This window comes from Pseudomonas sp. BF-RE-22 (genome assembly GCF_019956155.1).
Classification (GTDB): Bacteria; Pseudomonadota; Gammaproteobacteria; order Pseudomonadales; family Pseudomonadaceae; genus Aquipseudomonas; species Aquipseudomonas migulae.
Genome location: NZ_JAHBDD010000008.1, coordinates 76,544 through 94,679, shown reverse-complemented (window position 1 = coordinate 94,679; position 18,136 = coordinate 76,544). Strand labels below are relative to the sequence as shown.

Sequence of the window (18,136 nt, the reverse complement as noted above, 5' to 3'; positions counted from 1 at the left end):
ATGAAACATCTCAAGGCAATCAATAACAAAGCGTTGAAACTCGATGAAGCCGCGGCCGAAAACCGCATCGAAGAAGTGGTGGCGATGAGCTCTGTCGCGGGCTGCGCCTCGACCACCGACCCGGGCTGGGAAATCGATGCGTTTGGCGGTGTGTCGTCGCTGTGCCAGCCGATGGAAGCCGACCTTTATGGCTGCTCCGACCCTTGCTGGTGGCCGGCCCAGGTGCCGGACATGATGAGCACCTACCCGGACTGGAACAAGGATGCCCAGGCGTCCAACGACAACTGGCGCAACCTTGGCACTGTCTTCCCTAAAGACAAGTGATCGGACAGACAAGAAGGATTCCAGCATGCCTAGCATCAAAGCCTGCGGCCTGGCCGCGTTTGCCGTCCTGAGCACCTGTTCGCTCACTGTTCTGGCCGATGAAAACACTGCACTGCAAGACGGTCACGAGTACATGTTGACCACCAATTACCCGAACAACCTGCACGTGATCGACCTGGCCACGGACACGCTGTTCAAGACCTGCAAGATGCCCGACGCCTTTGGTCCGGGCACCGTCCAGTTGTCGCCGGACCGCAAGACCGCTTACGTGCTGAACAATCACTACGCGGATGTCTACGGCGTCGAGCTGGACAGCTGCAAACAGGTGTTCCACGCCAGCATCACCCAAAAGCCGGGGGAGAAAGCGAAGTCGATGTTCGCCTTCACCCTCAGTCATGACGGCAAGGAGCTGTTCACCGTTGCCAACCCGACGTTGATGCTCAATGACCGCTATGAAGTTCAGCAGCCACGACTGGATGTCTACGCCACCGACGCCGGCATGGATGCCAAACCCGTGCGCAGTTTCCCGGCGCCACGGCAGCTGACCATCATGCAGAGTGGCGACGACGGCACGCTGTATGTGGCCGGGGCGGACGTCTACAAGGTCGATGTGAAAACCGGAAAATTCGACGTACTGATCCCCAGCCGGCACTGGAAACGGGCGAACTACAGCGCACCGGACGTGCTCTACGTGTGGAACCAGCAGACCTATCGCCATGACTTCTCGCTGCTCTACACCGCGGCAAAGTTCAAGGACAAGAAGCAGGATCCGTTGACCGCCGAGTACCTGTACGGGTTGTTCAGCATCGATCTGAAAACCGGCAAGACCGAAACCACCGACTTCGGCCCGCTGACGGAAATCTACTTCAGCGGCATGCGCTCGCCGAAGGACCCGAACCTGATGTTCGGCGTGCTCAATCGCCTGGCGAAGTACGACATCAAGGAAAAGAAAATGCTCCAGGCGGCGACGCTGGATCATTCCTACTACTGCATTTCCTTCAACAAGGACGGCAGCAAGATTTACCTGGCGGGGACGTTTAACGATGTGGCGATTTTTGATGCCGACAGCCTGAAACAGGTGGGCAGCATCAAGTTGCCGGGTGGGGATATGGCGATTACCACGGCGCAGATTTTCGTCCGGTAATCGCGGCGTTTGAAAGGACGTCTTCGCGGGCAAGCCTCGCTCCTACGGGTTTCGGTGATCCCTTGTAGGAGCGAGGCTTGCCCGCGAAGAGGCCATGGAAAATGCTAGAGAACTTACTGCCCCGGCACAGGGCAACTCAAATCCCCCTCCTGGCACTTCAAGTAAGTTTTGAAAGCCTCCACCCGAGCCTTGGTCAGGTCCGTGATGCAATTGCTGTAAATCAACGGATAAACACTCCCGCCCTCAACCCCGGACGCCGAAAACCTGCACTCGGCATCCCGGAACCCGATCCACGCCCGTTGCGCGCCAATCAACTGCTTCTTGCTCTCGGGGCTGTCCTTCAAGCGCGCGGTGATCTGCTGGTAAAGCGCATTCAACTCCTTGTCCGCCGCCTTGTTCTGCTGCGCCGCGCATTGATTCATCGTGGCCTGGTCGGTGGCGTTATCGCAATCGACGGCATGGGCAACGGTGGTGAACAGCAACGGCGTCAGCGCCAGGAGCACGCGTGGGGTCATGGGAAACTCGCTGTGACAGGAAAAGAAGAGGTGCAGTGTAGCGAAGCCTCATTCACTTGCGGTGTCAGCGCCGGAAGCCTTGAGCAATTGATCGGCGCAAGCCTCGATGTCTTCGCGCAGGTACAACTTCGCCAGCCAACGTTCGGGAATGGCCTGGACACCGTAGAAAGCGCCGGCCAACTGACCGACGATGGCTGCGGTGGTATCGGCGTCATCGCCCAGGTTGGCGGCATTCAGGATGGCGGCTTCGAAGCTGTCGGTGTGATGAAAACACCACAGCGCGGCTTCCAGCGAGGCAACGCAATAACCGCTGCCACGGATAGCGCTTTCGGGTTTTTCGAAGTAATCGCCGCGTGCGATGGCGGCGACTTTGGGCTCCATGAAGGTCGTGGCTGGCAAGCGGAGTAAATCCGCTTTGGCCGCGCCCTGTAACGCGTTACCTGTCAGCTCGGCGAACAATTGGCAGCACTCAACGGCTTCAGGCGCGGCGTGGGTCGTGCGGGAACTGTTTGCGGAAAACGACCTGATCCGGTCGCGGTCGGGGAAGTAATACAGAACCACCGACACCAGCCGCATCAACGAGCCGTTCCCTGCCGTATAGGGATCGGTTGATCCCGCGAAGGGGTCGCCGGTTTGCTGATACCGGGCCAAAGCCTCGCTCACGGTCATGCCGATGTCGAAACATTCCCCGGTGGAACTGAGATAACCCGATTGCCACCAATTGAGGTAGCGGCCCATCTGGTCGGCGGCATCGAAGCCGTTTTTGCTCAGCAGGCTTTCGGCCAGGCACAACGCCATTGAGGTGTCATCGGTCCATTGCCCGGGTTTCAGGTTGAATGGGCCGCCGCCTACCATGTCGGTCAGGGGCCTGAACGAGCCGCGTGGCTGAAACTCGACCGTGGTGCCGACGGCATCACCGCAGGCCAGGCCCAGCAGGGCGCCGCGATAACGTTCCGTGAGTGAGGGCTGCATGAATCTTCCTTGTCCGGTCAATGTCGTCCCTGCAAACGGTAGCAGCTCCCGCCTGATGACTCTTGTTCGCAGCGCCGAACTTTGGCCCGGATGTGCGGCCGAATATTTCAGGCAGGTTGATTGAGAGGCCCGATTGGTACAACTTTAGGGTTGGACTTGTGGTCACACAGGCCTACTGTTCAGTACAGGAGGTGACTTATGAACCCAGCATCAGATCGCATCGAAAGGAAGATCCTGCTTAAAGCCCCGCGCTCGCAGGTCTGGCGTGTGCTGGCCCATGCCGAAGCGTTCGGGCAATGGTTTGGCGTGGCATTGGAAGGCAAGCGTTTTGTCGCCGGTGAGTGGACTCAGGGGCAGGTCACGTACCCCGGTTATGAGCACGTTTTGTGGAATGTGCTGGTGGAGCGGGTCGAGCCGGAGCGGGTGTTTTCGTTTCGCTGGCACCCCTACGCGGTGAGCCCGGAAGTCGACTATTCCCAGGAACCCACCACGCTGGTGAAGTTCGAACTGGAGGACCACCCTGAAGGTACGTTGCTCAAGGTGTCCGAGTCCGGTTTCGATCACATCCCCCAGACACGCCGCGAAAAGGCTTTCCGCATGGACAGCCGGGGCTGGGAGGAACAGATGAACAACATTGAACAGTTTTTGGCTGAAACCGCCAAAGCCCGGGTGAGACAGGAAGAATGATCACCATGGCGCAGGCGCTGCCCGTCGTAGCTCCGCTGCAGGCCGCGAAACTCGCGGCTTGAGCGCTCGATACCTGAGGCGCCTAAGGGTTTTCGGAAGGGCTGGTATAGCGAATGTCTTACACGCGATGGTAGCTATGTCGTCTATTGCACATTGGATCCGATGCGTAATCTAGCCACATCAACTGAAGCACAGGAAGCGCTTCAGGATCACGGATGATCGACCATCAGCAAGGATTCGCTACCGACAGGGAGTCGACAATGGTCTTGGGAAAAACCCGCCTCTGGCGGGTTTTTTTTCGCCCGTAGAAAAGTGACTCAACCATCACGCACATCAACTGTAGGAGCCGGCTTGCTGGCGATGGCGTGCGTTCAGGCGATAAATCTGTTGACTGACCCACCGCCATCGCCAGCAAGCCGGCTCCTACAATTCATCCCCGTCGTACACAGAGTATGAGCGAACCTGAACCCACATTGATTACCTACAAGCCGAGATTTGCTGCGGCCCGTTCAGTGATCAGCGTCCGCTGCTGCAACGATGGCGCCGTACGCCGATGAGCCTCTGCCAAAACACTCTGAGGCGCTGATTCCGGGCTGCCGGATTCAAACGGCGGCGCCGGCGCGTACTCCAGCTGCAATTGCACCAATTGCGCCGTGTCCTTATCGAACAATTCAGCCGCCAGGGTCAGGGCAAAATCGATCCCGGCGGTGATCCCGCCACCGGTCAGCAGATTGCCATCGCGCACTACCCGATCCTTCACCGGGATTGCACCCAGCGGTCCAAGCAACTCGTGATACGCCCAGTGAGTCGTGGCGCGCTTACCCTTGAGCAAACCTGCCGCGCCGAGTACCAGCGCGCCGGTGCACACCGAGGTGACATACCGCGCATTGGCCGCCTGCGCCTTGATGAACGCCAACGTCTGCTCATCCTCCATCAACGGCCCGACACCGCTGCCGCCGGGAACGCAGATCACATCCAGCGCCGGGCAATCGTCGAATGTGGTGGTGGGCTTGAGCACCAGGCCGGTGCTCGCGGTGACCGGCATCAGGTCTTTCCAGATCAAATGCACCTTCACGTCCGGCAGCGAGGCGAGCACGTCGTAAGGGCCGGTCAGGTCCAGTTGCTGAACCTGCGGGAACAACAGAAAACCGATCTGCAACGTCATGGTGTTTTTCTCGTGAAGTGGGTGGACGGCTTCACTGTAGGCTCGTAGGATTTGGCGTATACGCCAATTACCCCACGAATTACGCCAAGCATGCCCAAGACTATCCATGTACTCGCCTTCACCAACGTGCAACTGCTCGACGTCACCGGGCCGCTGCAGGTATTCGCCTCGGCCAATGACATTGCCCGCCAGAAAGGCTTGCCGCCGCCTTACGCGCCGACGGTGATTGCCAGCGGCGGCGGGGCGGTGATGTCGTCGGCGGGCTTGGCGCTGGTGGCCGAGCCGTTGCCCGGGCAGGGCAGCGACACCCTGATCATTGCCGGCGGTTGGGGCGTTTATGCGGCGGCGGAGGATGAGGCGCTGGTGGCTTGGGTGCGTGAACATGCGGCGGGGTGTCGGCGGGTGTCATCGGTGTGTACCGGGGCGTTTTTGCTGGCGGCCAGCGGTTGGCTCGATGGCCGGCGGGTGGTCACTCACTGGACCCGTTGCGAGCAGTTGGCGCAAAAACACCCGCGCTTGCGTGTCGAACCCAATCCGATCTTCATCAATGACGGCCCGGTCTGGACCTCGGCCGGGGTCACTGCCGGTATCGACCTCGCGCTGGCCATGGTCGAAGAGGACCTCGGTCGCACCATGGCGCTGGAAGTGGCGCAGCAGTTGGTGGTGTTTTTGAAGCGTCCGGGCGGTCAATCACAATTCAGCGTGACCCTGTCGTTGCAAAAGGAAGGCAACCGTTTCGACGATCTTCACGCCTGGATCAGCGAAAACCTCACCATGGACCTGGGCGTTCCGACCCTCGCCTTGCAGGCTGGCATGAGCGAACGCAGCTTCGTCCGTCACTACCGCGCCGACACCGGCCAGACGCCCGCGCGGGCCATAGAACTGATTCGGGTCGAAACGGCGCGGCGGTTACTCAGCGATACCGGCGTGCCGATCAAACGGGTCGCGGTGCAGTGCGGGTTTGGCAGCGAAGAGACGTTGCGGCGCAGCTTCCTGCGGGCGATGGGCGTGACGCCGCAAGCCTATCGCGAGCGGTTTTCAGTGAGTTCCGAGGCGGATCAGCCTTCCGTTTCCATGACCTGATTGAAGTACTTCGCCCGATCCGGCGTAAACGTCACCACCATCCCGGTTCGCGAGCAGGTCAATGCCCGCTCTTCAGCCAGGTCAACGTCCAGGTCTTCCCCGCGTAAACCTTGCCACTGGGCGAGGTACTTGAGGGATCCGTACTTTTCGAGTTTCTTCAGGCTGCGGCTGACGCCCCCTTTCCAGCCCAGCACCGGCAGTTCACCGGCCAGGCATTGTTGGGCCATTTCGGGAAAGCGGGCGGCGCGTTGGCGGCCGATTTCCCAGCATTTGATCAGGCCTTTGTCGGGGCCTTCCCACAGTTCATCGCGGTTCAGGCCGGATCGGAGTGGGGTGTCGATGCTGCGGTAGATGCGCTGGCTCATTCTGGTTCCTTGAATTCGGGTTTTGTTGGACAGCTCCGCTGTACCCGTTGAGGAGGGATGTTAGGTGGGGATGTAATGAGTGGCAACAAACGATTTTCCGGGGGCGGTGCGGTTTTGTTTAGTGCTTGTAGGTGTGTGGGCCACAGAGCCTTAGTGTTTTAGCAGGCGGACCGAGTTAACGTTCATCGCCAGCAAGCCGGCTCCTACAGTGGACCGAGTCCTTCCAGAAGAAACGCGATCAACTGTAGGAGCCGGCTTGCTGGCGATAGGGCCTTCACATTCAACCAACATTTCGCCGCTTCCACCTTAAGCGGCCATATGGCAACTTGCAGGCCCTTGTCGAGAGCCGAGCCATGGCCAACCCCTACCGCGAACTGTTCAAAGCCCCGGGCAGCCGAGCCTTTGTGCTGGCCGGGATGATCGCACGCATGCCGATTTCCATGACCGGCATCGGCCTGATCACCATGCTCTCGCAATTGCAGGGCGGCTACGGATTGGCCGGTGCGGTGGCGGCGACGTTTGCCTTGGCCACGGCGTTTTGCGCGCCGCAGGTTTCGCGGCTGGTGGACCGTTTCGGGCAGCGTCGGATTTTGCCGGTGTCGGCACTGATCGGTGGCGGCGCGTTGTTGCTGGTGTTGTTGTGCACGCGTTTGCAGGCGCCGCAATGGACACTGTTTGTGTTCGCCGCGCTGGCCGGTTGCATGCCGAGCATGTCGGCGATGGTGCGGGCGCGCTGGACCGAGGTCTATCGCGGCCAGCCGCAACTGCAAACCGCGTACGCCCTGGAGTCGGTGCTCGACGAAGTCTGTTTTATTGTCGGGCCGCCGCTGTCGGTAGGCTTGTGCGTGGTGATGTTCCCCGAAGCAGGGCCATTGGCGGCACTGCTGATGCTGGCGATTGGCGTCACGGCGTTCGTTCTGCAACGGGACACCGAACCGGCGATACATCCCCATGAAGAACACCATCAGGGCTCGATCATTCGTTCCAGCGAGATTCAGTTGCTGATGTTGTTGATGGTCGCCATGGGCACCATTGTCGGCGTGGTGGATGTGGTCAGCGTGGCCTTCGCCCAGCATCAAGGGCAACCGGCGGCGGCGAGCATTGTGTTGTCGGTGTATGCCATCGGTTCATGCCTGGCCGGTTTGGCGTTCGGCGCGTTGCGCTCGAAAGTGCCGCTGCCGCGACTGTTTCTGTACGGCGGGGTGGCGACGGCGGTGACTACGTTGCCTTTGCTGCTGGCGACCAATATTGTCGGATTGGCGCTGGCCGTGTTCGTCGCGGGTCTGTCTTTTGCGCCGACGCTGATTGTCGCCATGGCATTGGTGGAACGCATCGTGCCGCCGGCCAAACTCACCGAAGGCCTGACCTGGCTGGTGACGGGGATGAGCATCGGCGTGGCGATTGGCGCGGCCAGCTCGGGTTGGCTGGTGGATGCGTTTGGCGCGCGCAGCGGGTTTTGGGTGGCGATTGCGGCGGGGGCGGTGGTGCTTGGTTCCGCGGTCCCAACCTATCGCCACCTTAGGTAAGTATTCATTCAGTGACTTCTCGCTGTCTTCTTCGCGGGCAAGCCTCGCTCCTACAGGCTTCAGTGCGTCCTGTAGGAGCGAGGCTTGCCCGCGAAGGCGTCATCACCGTCGACTAATTCCCTGCGGCGCTCGTCCGTTCTCTTTACAGACAACTTTTCGAGGTAAGCCCGGTGACCCAGCTGACATTGCTGTGCCTGCCCTATTCAGGCGCGAGCGCCATGGTTTACAGCCGCTGGCGGCGCAAGCTGCCGGAGTGGCTCAAGCTGCAGCCAGTGGAACTGCCGGGCCGTGGCGCGCGGTTCGGCGAACCGTTGCACACCGACATGCGGCGCCTGGCGCTGCAACTCGCCCAGGAACAGAAAGCCACGCTCAAGGCGCCATACGCGCTGTTCGGCCACAGTCTTGGTGCGTTGCTGGCCTGTGAAATGGCCCATGCCTTGCGCTCGCTGGGTTGCCCGGAACCGGTGGCGCTGTTCGCCTCGGGCACCGCTGCACCGACGATGCGGGCTGATTACGATCAGGGTTTCGCTGATCCGAAGACCGATGCCGAGCTGATCGAGCAACTGCGCACCCTCAATGGCACCAGCGAAGAAGTGCTGGCCAATGAAGAGCTGATGAGCCTGACACTGCCGATTCTGCGCGCAGACTTCCTGCTGTGCGGCCGTTTCGAGCCGATCCAGCGTCCGCTGCTGAAATGCCCGGTGCACGTGCTCGGCGGCAAGGCGGATCGCGCAACCACCGAACAGTTGATCGGCTGGAGCAAGGAAACCCACGGCAGTTTTTCCGTGGACATGCTGGCCGGCGGTCACTTCTTCATCCATGAGCACGAAGCCAAGGTGCTGCGCGTGATCAAGGACCAGCTCGACGTTCACCATCGCCGGCACGCCATGGCCGCCACTGCCTAATACAATCTCAAGATCACCTATCCCCCTGTGGGAGCGAGCAGGCTCGCTCCCACAATGATTTTTGGCGGTCCACAGACCTCGATCCACCTCCCCGCTGACACTTATTCTCATTCGCTAATTTTTCCGGTCTGCATTCGTTTTATAGGGACGACGTGCCTTTGTGCTTCCCGCCACTGATCCGGATGCTTAGAAATGAATGCTGATGACTCCTTGAAACTTGCTCGCCGGTTTATCGGGTTGCCCCTGGAAAAGCGCCAGATGTTCCTTGCGGCCTTGCAAAAGGAAGGCATTGATTTCGCCCGGTTCCCCATTCCTGCCGGCGTCGAGGCCGAGGATCGCCAGGCGCTGTCATATGCCCAGCAACGCATGTGGTTTCTCTGGCAACTGGACGCGCAAAGTGGCGCCTACAACCTGCCGGGCGCGGTGCGTTTGACCGGTGCGTTGAACCTGTCGGCGCTGGAACAAGTCTTCGTCAGCCTCGTGGAACGTCACGAAACCCTGCGCACGGTGTTCCAGCGCCAGGCCGACGACACCTTGCTGCAAGTGCCGGCCAGCGCGCCGCTGATCATCAAGCACGTGGACTTCAGCGCCTTGCCGGAAACGGAGCGCGAACGTGCCGTCGCCCAAGCGGCCGAACAGCAGTCGGTGCTGCCCTTCGATTTGTCCATCGGCCCGCTGCTGCGGGTGACCTTGCTCAAACTCGCCGAGCAGGAACACGTCCTGCTGCTGACCCTGCACCACATCGTCTCCGATGGCTGGTCGATGAACGTGCTGATCGACGAGTTCATCCGCTGCTACGACGCCTTCGAGGCCGGTGCACAACCGCAACTCGCGCCGCTGCCGATCCAGTACAGCGACTACGCCTTGTGGCAACGCCGCTGGCTGGAGGCGGGCGAGCAAGCGCGCCAACTCGATTACTGGCAAGCGCAACTCGGCGATGAGCACCCGGTGCTCGAATTGCCGACCGACCACTCGCGCCCGACGATGCCGAGCTATCGCGGCACACGCTACGAATTCGCCGTCGACACGCAACTGGCCGAGCAACTGCGCACCACCGCGCAGAAACACAACATCACCCTGTTCATGCTGTTGCTCGGGGCGTTCAACGCGTTGCTGCATCGCTACACCGGGCAGACCGACATCCGTGTCGGCGTGCCGATTGCCAACCGCAACCGAGCGGAAATCGAAGGCCTGATCGGCTTCTTCGTCAACACCCAAGTGCTGCGCACCCAGCTCGATGGCCATACCCGTGTTGACGATCTGCTGCGCGCCATCAAGGAAACTGCGCTCGGTGCCCAGGCCCATCAGGACTTGCCGTTCGAGCGTCTGGTCGAAGCGCTGAAACTGGAGCGCAGCCTCAGCCACACGCCGCTGTTCCAGGTGATGTACAACCACCAGCCGCAGGTCGCGGACATGTCCAGCATCAGCACCGCGTCCGGCCTGGTGCTGGGCGCGATCGAGTGGGAAGGGCGCACCACGCAGTTCGACCTGACCCTCGACACCTATGAAAAGGGCGGCAAGCTGCACGCCGCGCTGACCTACGCCAGCGACCTGTTCGACGCGCCGACCATCGCGCGTATGGCGCAGCACTGGACGCGGCTGTTGCAGGCAATGGTGATCGACACGCATCAACGGGTCGGCGAGCTGCCGATGCTGGCGGCGGATGAACAACAGGTGCTGGTGCATGACTGGAACCGCACCGCCGAAACCTATCCCGTCGAGCAATGCATTCATGAACTGATCCACGCCCAGGCCCTGCGCACACCCGAGGCGCCGGCGCTGGTGTTTGGCGACCGTCAGCTGACTTATGCACAGCTCGATGCGCGCACCAATCAGTTGGCGCATTACCTGCGCAAGCAGGGTGTCGGTCCCGATGTGCTGGTGGGAATCGCCGTTGAGCGTTCGCTGGAAATGGTCATTGGCCTGTTGGCGATTCTCAAGGCCGGCGGCGCTTACGTGCCGCTCGATCCGGAATACCCGGCGGAACGCCTGGCCTACATGATCGAAGACAGTGCGATTGGCGTGTTGCTGACCCAAAGCGCCCTGGCTGGCACGCTGCCGACCGAGGGCATCAAGGTCATCGCACTGGATCAGGACGAGGACTGGCTGGCCGGTTACAGCGAAAATTGCCCGCAGGTGTCGGTGAATCCGCTGAACCTGGCCTATGTGATTTACACCTCCGGTTCCACCGGCAAACCCAAGGGCGCCGGCAACAGCCATGCGGCGCTGGTCAACCGTTTGTGCTGGATGCAACAGGCGTACGGGCTGGACGGCAGCGACTCGGTATTGCAGAAAACCCCGTTCAGTTTTGACGTGTCGGTCTGGGAGTTCTTCTGGCCGTTGATGACCGGCGCCCGTCTGGTGGTGGCGCCGCCGGGCGCGCATCGCGAGCCGGCGCGATTGATCCGCCTCATCGGCGAGTTCGGCATCAGCACTTTGCACTTTGTGCCGTCGATGCTTCAGGCGTTTATCCACGAACCGGGCGTAGAAGCCTGCACCAGCCTCAAACGCATCGCGTGCAGCGGTGAAGCCCTGCCGCTGGATGCCCAGCTTCAGGTGTTCGCCAAACTGCCGGGCGCCGGGTTGTTCAACTTGTACGGGCCGACCGAAGCGGCCATCGACGTGACCCACTGGACCTGCGTTGACGAGGGCGCCGACAGCGTGCCCATCGGCCGGCCGATTGCCAACCTGCGCACCCACGTTCTGGACGCGCAGTTGCTGCCGGTGCCGGCGGGCGTGGCGGGGGAGTTGTACCTGGGCGGCGCCGGTCTGGCGCGCAGTTATCACCGGCGTCCGGGGCTGACGGCCGAGCGATTTGTGCCGTGCCCGTTCCATGACGGCGCACGCCTGTACCGCACCGGCGACCGCGTGCGCCAGCGTGCCGACGGGGTGATCGAATACCTCGGCCGCCTCGACCATCAAGTGAAACTGCGCGGCCTGCGTATCGAGCTGGGGGAAATCGAAACCCGTCTGATGCAGCATCCGCTGGTGCGCGAGGCGGTGGTCCTGGTGCAGGGCGGCAAACATCTGGTGGCGTACCTGGTGCTGGAAAACGCCGAGGCGCAGTGGCCGGAAACCCTCAAGGGCTGGCTGCTCAAAAGCTTGCCGGAATACATGGTGCCGACCTACCTGATGCCGCTCGATGCCTTGCCGGTGACCGCCAACGGCAAACTGGACCGCAAGGCCCTGCCGCAACCGGATGCGGCGCCGCAACAGGCGTTCGTCGCGCCGCAAGATGCGATGCAGATGGCATTGGCGCAGATCTGGCAGGACGTACTGGGCCTGGAGCGTGTGGGCCTCGAAGACAACTTCTTCGAACTGGGCGGTGATTCGATCATCTCCATTCAAGTGGTCAGCCGCGCCCGTCAGGCCGGTATCCGTCTCAGCCCGCGCGACCTGTTTCAGTACCAGACCGTGCGCAGCCTGGCGCTGGTGGCGACGTTCGACAACCGCAGTGCCATCGACCAGGGGCCGGTCAGCGGTGAGGTCATCCTGACCCCGGCGCAACACTACTTCTTCGAACAGGCCATCGCGCAACCGCAACACTGGAACCAGTCCTTGCTGTTGACGCCGCGCGAGGCGCTGAACCCGCAAGCACTGGAAGCCGCGCTGGTTGCGCTGATTAACCATCACGATGCCTTGCGCCTGCGGTTTGCCGCGAGTGTCGATGGCTGGCAGCAGTCTCATGGACCACAGGTCGAAACGGCCGGGTTGTGGCAGCGGCACGCGGCGTCGACCGAGGCGTTGACGGTGCTGTGCGACGAAGCACAACGCAGCCTCGATCTGGCCGAAGGGCCGTTGCTGCGCGCGCTGCTGGTCAGCCTCGACGATGGCACGCAACGCCTGCTGCTGGCGGTCCACCATCTGGCGGTGGACGGTGTGTCCTGGCGGGTGCTGCTCGAAGACCTGCAGCAAACCTATGCGCAATTGGAGGGTGGCAGCGCCGCAACGTTGCCGGACAAAACCAGCGCTTATCAACACTGGGCCAAACACCTGCAAGCGCATGCCCGCACGCTGGATCAGCAACTGCCGTACTGGCAGGCACAACACGCCGATGCCCGCGACCTGCCGTGTGAAAATCCGCTGGGCAGCCTGCAGCATCGCCACGGCCACAAAATCGAATCGAAACTCGACGCCGGGTTGACGCGGCAATTACTGCAAACGGCGCCGGCGGCCTATCGCACTCAGGTCAACGACCTGCTGTTGACCGCACTGGCGCGGGTGATCTGCCGCTGGACCGGGCACAACTCGACGCTGATCCAGCTCGAAGGCCATGGCCGTGAAGACCTGTTCGACGACCTCGACCTGACGCGCACCGTGGGTTGGTTCACCAGCCTGTTCCCGGTGCGCCTGCAACCTCACGCGCAAACGGCGAACACGATCAAGGCGATCAAGGAACAACTGCGCGCCATCCCCGACAAAGGCCTGGGATACGGCCTGCTGCGTTACCTCGGCGAACCGGCCCAGCGTGAAGCGTTGCAAGGGTTGCCGGCGCCATGCATCACCTTCAACTACCTTGGCCAGTTCGACCGCCAGTTCGATGAAGACGCGCTGTTTGTACCCGCAGCGGAAAGCGGCGGTCAGGCCCAGGGTGACGATGCGCCTCTGGCCAACTGGCTGACGCTGGAAAGCCAGGTCTATGGCGGTCAACTCTCGCTGCAATGGGGTTTCAGTCGCGACATGTTCGCCGACAGCACCGTTCAAAAACTGGCCGACGCCTACACCGAAGAACTCACCGCACTGATCGAACACTGCTGCGTCACGCCGGCGGGCCAGGTCACGCCGTCGGACTTCCCGCTGGCACGGATCAATCAGGCGCAGCTGGACGCCTTGCCCGTCGCAGCCCCGGCCATCGAAGACATTTATCCGTTGACGCCGATGCAGCAGGGCATGCTGTTCCACACCTTGTATGAGCCGCAGGCCGAGGCCTATATCAACCAACTGCGCCTGGATATTCAGGGGCTGGAACTGGCGGCCTTCGGTCGGGCGTGGCAGGCGGCGGTCAACCGTCACGACATTCTGCGCAGCAGCTTCCACTGGTTGGGCCTGGAAGCTGCGCATCAGGTGATTCATCGCCAGATCGACCTGCAATTGCAGGTGATCGAAGCGGCCGATATCGACCTCGATGCACTGGCCGCCGAAGAGCGCAGCCGTGGTTTCGAACTCAGTGCCGCGCCGCTGTTCCGCCTGATGCTGGTGCGCCAGAGCAGCGACGCCTGGCACCTGATCTACACCAGTCATCACATCCTCATGGACGGCTGGAGCAACGCGCAGTTGCTCGGAGAGGTGATTCAGCATTACGCCGGGCAGGCACTGGCCAAGCCTTTGGGGCAATACCGCGACTACCTCGGCTGGATTCAGCAGCAGCCACCGGCGGCGGGTGAACAGTTCTGGAAACAGGCGCTGGCCGCACTCGAAACGCCAACCTTGCTGGCGCACGCCTTGCCGACGCCGGTCGAAGGACGCGGCATGGGCGAGCATCACCTGACGCTCGAAAGCGCCGCGATGCAGCGTCTGGCAGAGTTTGCCCGGCAGCAGAAAATCACCCTCAACACCTTGTTGCAGGGCGCATGGGGCCTGCTGTTGCAACGCTACACTGGCCAATCGTGCGTGGCGTTCGGCGCTACGATTGCCGGGCGATTCGCACCGTTGCCGGGTATCGAGCAACAGTTGGGCCTGTTCATCAACACCTTGCCGATCATTGCCACGCCGTCGTCCGCGCAACCGGTCAGCCAATGGCTCAATGAGTTGCAAGCGCTGAACCTGAGCCTGCGTGAGTTCGAGCATGTGCCGCTCTACGACATTCAGGGCTGGGCCGGGCAGCAGGGCAATGCACTGTTCGACAGCTTGCTGGTGTTCGAAAACTTCCCGGTGGCCGAAGCGCTGAAGCAAGGGGCGCCAGCGGGACTGACCTTCGGCGCATTGCGCAATCACGAAATCACCAGCTACCCGCTGACCCTCGGCATCGAAGTCGGCGCCAGCCTGCGTCTGGAATTCAGTTTCGACCGGACCTTGTTCAGCGCCGCGCAGATCGAGCGTTTGAGTGCGAACCTGCTGCATGTGCTGGAACAGTTCGTTGCGCAGCCGCAGCAGGTATTGGGCGCCGTCAGTCTGTTGGACGCGAAGCAAACAGCGCAGGTATTGCTGGGCTCGCGTCCCGCCGCGCCGCAGCTGGACAGTCCGCTGTTGGCGCATCAGCGTTTCGAGCAGCAAGCGGCCCGCACGCCCGATGCATGGGCCGTAATTGCCGGCGACGAGCGACTGACTTATGCACAGCTCAACGCCCAGGCCAACCAGCTCGCCCATCGCCTGCGCGAACACGGCGTGGCGCCGGGGCAACGGGTCGGCCTGTCGGTGCGGCGCAATGCACAGATGATCGTCAGCCTCATGGCCATCCTCAAGTCCGGTGCCGGTTACGTGCCGCTGGACCCGGACTACCCGGCCGAACGCCTGGCCTACATGATCGAAGACAGCGGCATGGACCTGCTGCTGGCGCAACCGGAGCTGCTGACCGATGTCGCGCTGCCCGAAGGCTTGCCGCGCCTGGCGCTGACGACGGCGTCGCTGGCCGGCTATTCCACGGCCAACCCGGTCAACCTCGCGTGTGCCGAAGACCTCGCGTACCTGATTTACACCTCCGGTTCCACCGGGCGGCCGAAAGGCGTGTGCCTGGCCCACGCCGCACTGCGCGAGTTTTGCGTGATTGCGGCGGACTATTCGCAACTCAGCGCCGACGACCGCGTGCTGCAATTCGCCACGTTCAGCTTCGACGGCTTTGTCGAGCAGTGCTACCCGCCACTGTGCGTGGGCGCGGCGCTGGTGTTGCGCGGCGATGAGCTGTGGGACACCGACACCTTGTACCGACAGATCATCGAACAGGGCGTGACCCTGGCGGACTTGCCGGCGGCCTACTGGTATTTGCTGGCCCAGGAATGGGCCGCGCAGCCTCAGCGCGACAAAGGTCGGTTGCGGCAGGTTCATGTCGGCGGCGAAGCCATGTCACTGGAGGGCCTGAAGCTCTGGCATGCCGCCGGTCTCGGCGACGTACGCCTGCTCAACACCTACGGGCCGACCGAAGCCACGGTGGTTTCCAGCACCCACCTGTGCACCTTGGCCGACACGCAAAACCTGATCGGCGTGCCGATTGGTCGCGCCTTGCCCGGTCGGGCGTTGTACGTGCTGGACACCGAGGGCCACCTGCTGCCAACCGGTTGCGTGGGCGAGTTGTGCATCGGCGGTGATGCCGGCATTGCCCAGCACTATCACCAGCGTCCGGGGCTGAGCGCCGAACGCTTTATCGCCGATCCGTTCTCCACCACGCCGGGCGCACGTTTGTACCGCAGCGGTGACCTAGCGCGGTATCGCGAAGACGGCGCGCTGGAATACCTGGGACGCATCGACCATCAGGTGAAAATTCGCGGTTTCCGCGTTGAACTCGGTGAGCTGGAAGCGCACCTGCAAGGCTTGCCGATGATCAGCGAAGCCGCGGTGCTGGTGCACGAAGGCGTCGGTGGCAAGCAACTGATCGGTTATGTCGTGCCGGTGTTGCCGAACGCTGATTCGCGTCAACTCACCGAGACCGTGCGCCAGGCTTTGGGCGAGCGTCTGCCGGACTACATGCTCCCGGCGCAACTGGTGGTGATGAGCGCATTGCCGCTCAACCGCAACGGCAAACTCGACCGCGCGGCGCTGCCCGCACCCGAAGTCTGGGACGCCGTGGCCGGCACCGCACCGCAAGGTGAGCTGGAAATCGAGCTGGCGCAGATCTGGCAGCAGGTATTGCAAGTTGCCCGTGTCGATCGCGAAAACAGCTTCTTTGAGTTGGGCGGTCATTCGTTGCTGGCCACGCAGATCGTTTCGCAGATTCGTCAGCGTCTGGGCCTGTCGGTGAGCCTGCGCAGCCTGTTCGAACACCCGCGCCTGCAGGATTTCGCGGCTCAGGTGCAAGGCCTGCGACACGCCGCCAATGTCTGCGAGCGCCCGGCGCTGGTGGCGGACCACTCCGGCGAACGCCAGCCGTTGTCCTTCGCCCAGCAGCGGTTGTGGTTCCTGTGGAACCTCGAACCCGACAGCTCGATGTACAACATGCCCGGCGCCCTGCGGTTGCGCGGCGCGTTGAACCTGTCGGCGTTGCAGCAAACCTTCGAGACCCTGGTGCAACGCCACGCCGTGTTGCGCACCACGTTCTATGAGGAAGACGGCCAGGCCTGGCAGCGGGTACACGCCGAACTGCCGCTGGATTTCGCCATCAGCGACCTGCGGCACTTGCCGGCCCCGGACGTCGAAGCCGCGCAGTTGGCCCGTGAAGAAGTCGCCCGGTCGTTCGATCTGCGCAACGGGCCTTTGCTGCGGGTGCGGGTGTTGCAGGTTGCGGATCAGGAGCATGTGCTGCTGCTGACGGTGCACCACATCGCGGCGGATGACTGGTCGTTCCGGATTCTGATCAATGAATTCGTCACGCTGTACCCGACCCTCAACCGGGGTGGTGTCGCGCAGTTGTCGGAGCAGGTCGTGCAATACGCCGACTTCGCCAAATGGCAGCGCCAGTGGCTGGAGCAGGGCGGCGAGCTGCAACGACAGCTCGATTACTGGCAGGCGCGCCTCGGTCAGCCGCAAGCCGTGCTGGAGCTGCCGGGCGACGGCGATCAGCGTCAGGCGCAGGAGGGCGCCAGCCAACATTTCACCTTGAATTCGACCTTGAGTCAGCAATTGCGCGACTTCGCCCAACAGCGTGGATTGTCGCTGTTCATGGTGCTATTGGCCGGCTTCACCCTGGTGTTGCGCCAGCGCACCGAGGTCAGCCGCGTGCGCATCGGCACCGATATCGCCAACCGAAATCAAGTTGAGCTTGAACAAATGGTCGGCTTCTTCGTTAACCAATTAGTGCTGCAAGTGGAGGTCGATGCCGACCAGGCTGCCGGGCAACTGTTGCAAGCCTGTCGCCGTGCGGTTCTGGAGGCTTCGGACCATCAGGACCTGCCGTTCGAGCGACTGGTGGAAGCGTTGCGCTTGCCGCGTCGGGCCGGGCGTTCGCCATTGTTCGACATCAAGTTGATCTATCAGGAAGGCGTCGGTCGCTTGCCCTCCATGGACGGCTTGTTGGTCGAGGACTTCCCGTCGGGCCGGCAAGCTGCCGAGATCGGCATGGTCGCTGCGTTCTACAACGAGGCCGAACACATTCACCTGAGTTTCGAAACACCCGCCGGGCAGTACTTGCCGAGCACGCTGCAAAGTCTGTTCGAACAAATCGAGGCGGTACTGCAAGCGTTGTTGCGCGCCGACGAGCTGACGGTCAGCGATCTGCTGGAACTGGCCACCGAGGTGCAGCGCCGTGCCGATGCGCGATTGAACGAGCAGCGCAAGGCGTTGCTGGGCGGGCCCATGGCGATCAAGCGTCGTCGCGGCACGCCGGCAACGCAAGGCGCGGCGGACTGATTCATTGCGGCGGCG

The 18,136-nt window shown here is 62.2% G+C and carries 11 protein-coding genes; 7 read left to right on the top strand and 4 right to left on the bottom strand.

Annotation, left to right across the window (positions count from 1 at the left end; genetic code table 11):
* Positions 1–324: a quinohemoprotein amine dehydrogenase subunit gamma gene (qhpC, locus tag KGA82_RS05535; RefSeq protein ID WP_008027961.1), complete on the top strand. Its 324-nt coding sequence runs from the start codon at positions 1–3 to the stop codon at positions 322–324.
* A 25-nt stretch (positions 325–349) separates the two neighbouring features.
* A complete protein-coding gene (peaD, locus tag KGA82_RS05530) occupies positions 350–1,468 on the top strand; it encodes a quinohemoprotein amine dehydrogenase subunit beta (RefSeq protein WP_008039931.1) in 1,119 nt (372 codons plus the stop codon).
* A gap of 113 nt (positions 1,469–1,581) precedes the next feature.
* Here peaD and KGA82_RS05525 read toward each other — a convergent pair whose 3' ends face one another.
* Both KGA82_RS05525 and KGA82_RS05520 read right to left on the bottom strand, forming a co-directional pair.
* Complete coding sequence (locus KGA82_RS05525) at positions 1,582–1,983, bottom strand: lysozyme inhibitor LprI family protein (RefSeq protein ID WP_223449855.1); 402 nt, start codon at positions 1,981–1,983, stop codon at positions 1,582–1,584.
* Positions 1,984–2,031: 48 nt separating this feature from the next.
* Positions 2,032–2,955 (bottom strand): ADP-ribosylglycohydrolase family protein, encoded by a 924-nt coding sequence (locus KGA82_RS05520; RefSeq protein WP_223449853.1) that lies wholly within the window; start codon positions 2,953–2,955, stop codon positions 2,032–2,034.
* A 198-nt stretch (positions 2,956–3,153) separates the two neighbouring features.
* On the opposite strand from KGA82_RS05520, the gene KGA82_RS05515 reads away from it, so the two are divergent.
* Positions 3,154–3,642 carry an SRPBCC family protein gene (locus KGA82_RS05515; protein WP_223449852.1) on the top strand — a complete coding sequence of 163 codons (489 nt, stop codon included), beginning with the start codon at positions 3,154–3,156 and terminating at the stop codon, positions 3,640–3,642.
* Positions 3,643–4,123: 481 nt separating this feature from the next.
* On the opposite strand, the gene inhA is transcribed toward KGA82_RS05515, so the two are convergent.
* The gene (gene inhA, locus KGA82_RS05510; RefSeq protein ID WP_008027950.1) at positions 4,124–4,807 is read right to left on the bottom strand and encodes an isonitrile hydratase; all 684 of its coding nucleotides are present in this window, start codon (positions 4,805–4,807) and stop codon (positions 4,124–4,126) included.
* A gap of 90 nt (positions 4,808–4,897) precedes the next feature.
* Here inhA and KGA82_RS05505 point away from each other — a divergent pair, with 90 nt between their 5' ends.
* Positions 4,898–5,890, top strand: coding sequence for a GlxA family transcriptional regulator (locus KGA82_RS05505; protein WP_223449846.1), 993 nt, complete (start codon positions 4,898–4,900; stop codon positions 5,888–5,890).
* Here the strand turns inward: KGA82_RS05505 and KGA82_RS05500 are convergent.
* Positions 5,866–6,255, bottom strand: coding sequence for a hypothetical protein (locus tag KGA82_RS05500; RefSeq protein ID WP_223449845.1), 390 nt, complete (start codon positions 6,253–6,255; stop codon positions 5,866–5,868). The genes KGA82_RS05505 and KGA82_RS05500 overlap by 25 nt on opposite strands.
* A 353-nt stretch (positions 6,256–6,608) precedes the next feature.
* Between KGA82_RS05500 and KGA82_RS05495 the strand changes: the two genes are divergently transcribed.
* The 3 genes from KGA82_RS05495 to KGA82_RS05485 all read left to right on the top strand — a co-directional run bounded on the left by KGA82_RS05495 (position 6,609) and on the right by KGA82_RS05485 (position 18,121).
* Entirely contained in the window at positions 6,609–7,781 is a 1,173-nt protein-coding gene (locus KGA82_RS05495) for an MFS transporter (RefSeq protein WP_223449842.1), read from the top strand.
* Positions 7,782–7,951: 170 nt separating this feature from the next.
* Complete coding sequence (locus KGA82_RS05490; protein ID WP_223449840.1) at positions 7,952–8,686, top strand: thioesterase II family protein; 735 nt, start codon at positions 7,952–7,954, stop codon at positions 8,684–8,686.
* Positions 8,687–8,878: 192 nt separating this feature from the next.
* Positions 8,879–18,121 carry a non-ribosomal peptide synthetase gene (locus KGA82_RS05485; RefSeq protein WP_223449838.1) on the top strand — a complete coding sequence of 3,081 codons (9,243 nt, stop codon included), beginning with the start codon at positions 8,879–8,881 and terminating at the stop codon, positions 18,119–18,121.
* Positions 18,122–18,136: the final 15 nt, after the last annotated feature.

Bases quoted from the DNA above. Each gene is read 5' to 3' on its own strand.
- KGA82_RS05485 (WP_223449838.1), top strand. From the start codon at position 8,879: ATGAATGCTGATGACTCCTTGAAACTTGCTCGCCGGTTTATCGGGTTG.
- KGA82_RS05520 (WP_223449853.1), bottom strand. From the start codon at position 2,955: ATGCAGCCCTCACTCACGGAACGTTATCGCGGCGCCCTGCTGGGCCTG.
- KGA82_RS05515 (WP_223449852.1), top strand. From the start codon at position 3,154: ATGAACCCAGCATCAGATCGCATCGAAAGGAAGATCCTGCTTAAAGCC.
- qhpC (WP_008027961.1), top strand. From the start codon at position 1: ATGAAACATCTCAAGGCAATCAATAACAAAGCGTTGAAACTCGATGAA.
- peaD (WP_008039931.1), top strand. From the start codon at position 350: ATGCCTAGCATCAAAGCCTGCGGCCTGGCCGCGTTTGCCGTCCTGAGC.
- KGA82_RS05500 (WP_223449845.1), bottom strand. From the start codon at position 6,255: ATGAGCCAGCGCATCTACCGCAGCATCGACACCCCACTCCGATCCGGC.
- KGA82_RS05495 (WP_223449842.1), top strand. From the start codon at position 6,609: ATGGCCAACCCCTACCGCGAACTGTTCAAAGCCCCGGGCAGCCGAGCC.
- inhA (WP_008027950.1), bottom strand. From the start codon at position 4,807: ATGACGTTGCAGATCGGTTTTCTGTTGTTCCCGCAGGTTCAGCAACTG.
- KGA82_RS05505 (WP_223449846.1), top strand. From the start codon at position 4,898: ATGCCCAAGACTATCCATGTACTCGCCTTCACCAACGTGCAACTGCTC.
- KGA82_RS05525 (WP_223449855.1), bottom strand. From the start codon at position 1,983: ATGACCCCACGCGTGCTCCTGGCGCTGACGCCGTTGCTGTTCACCACC.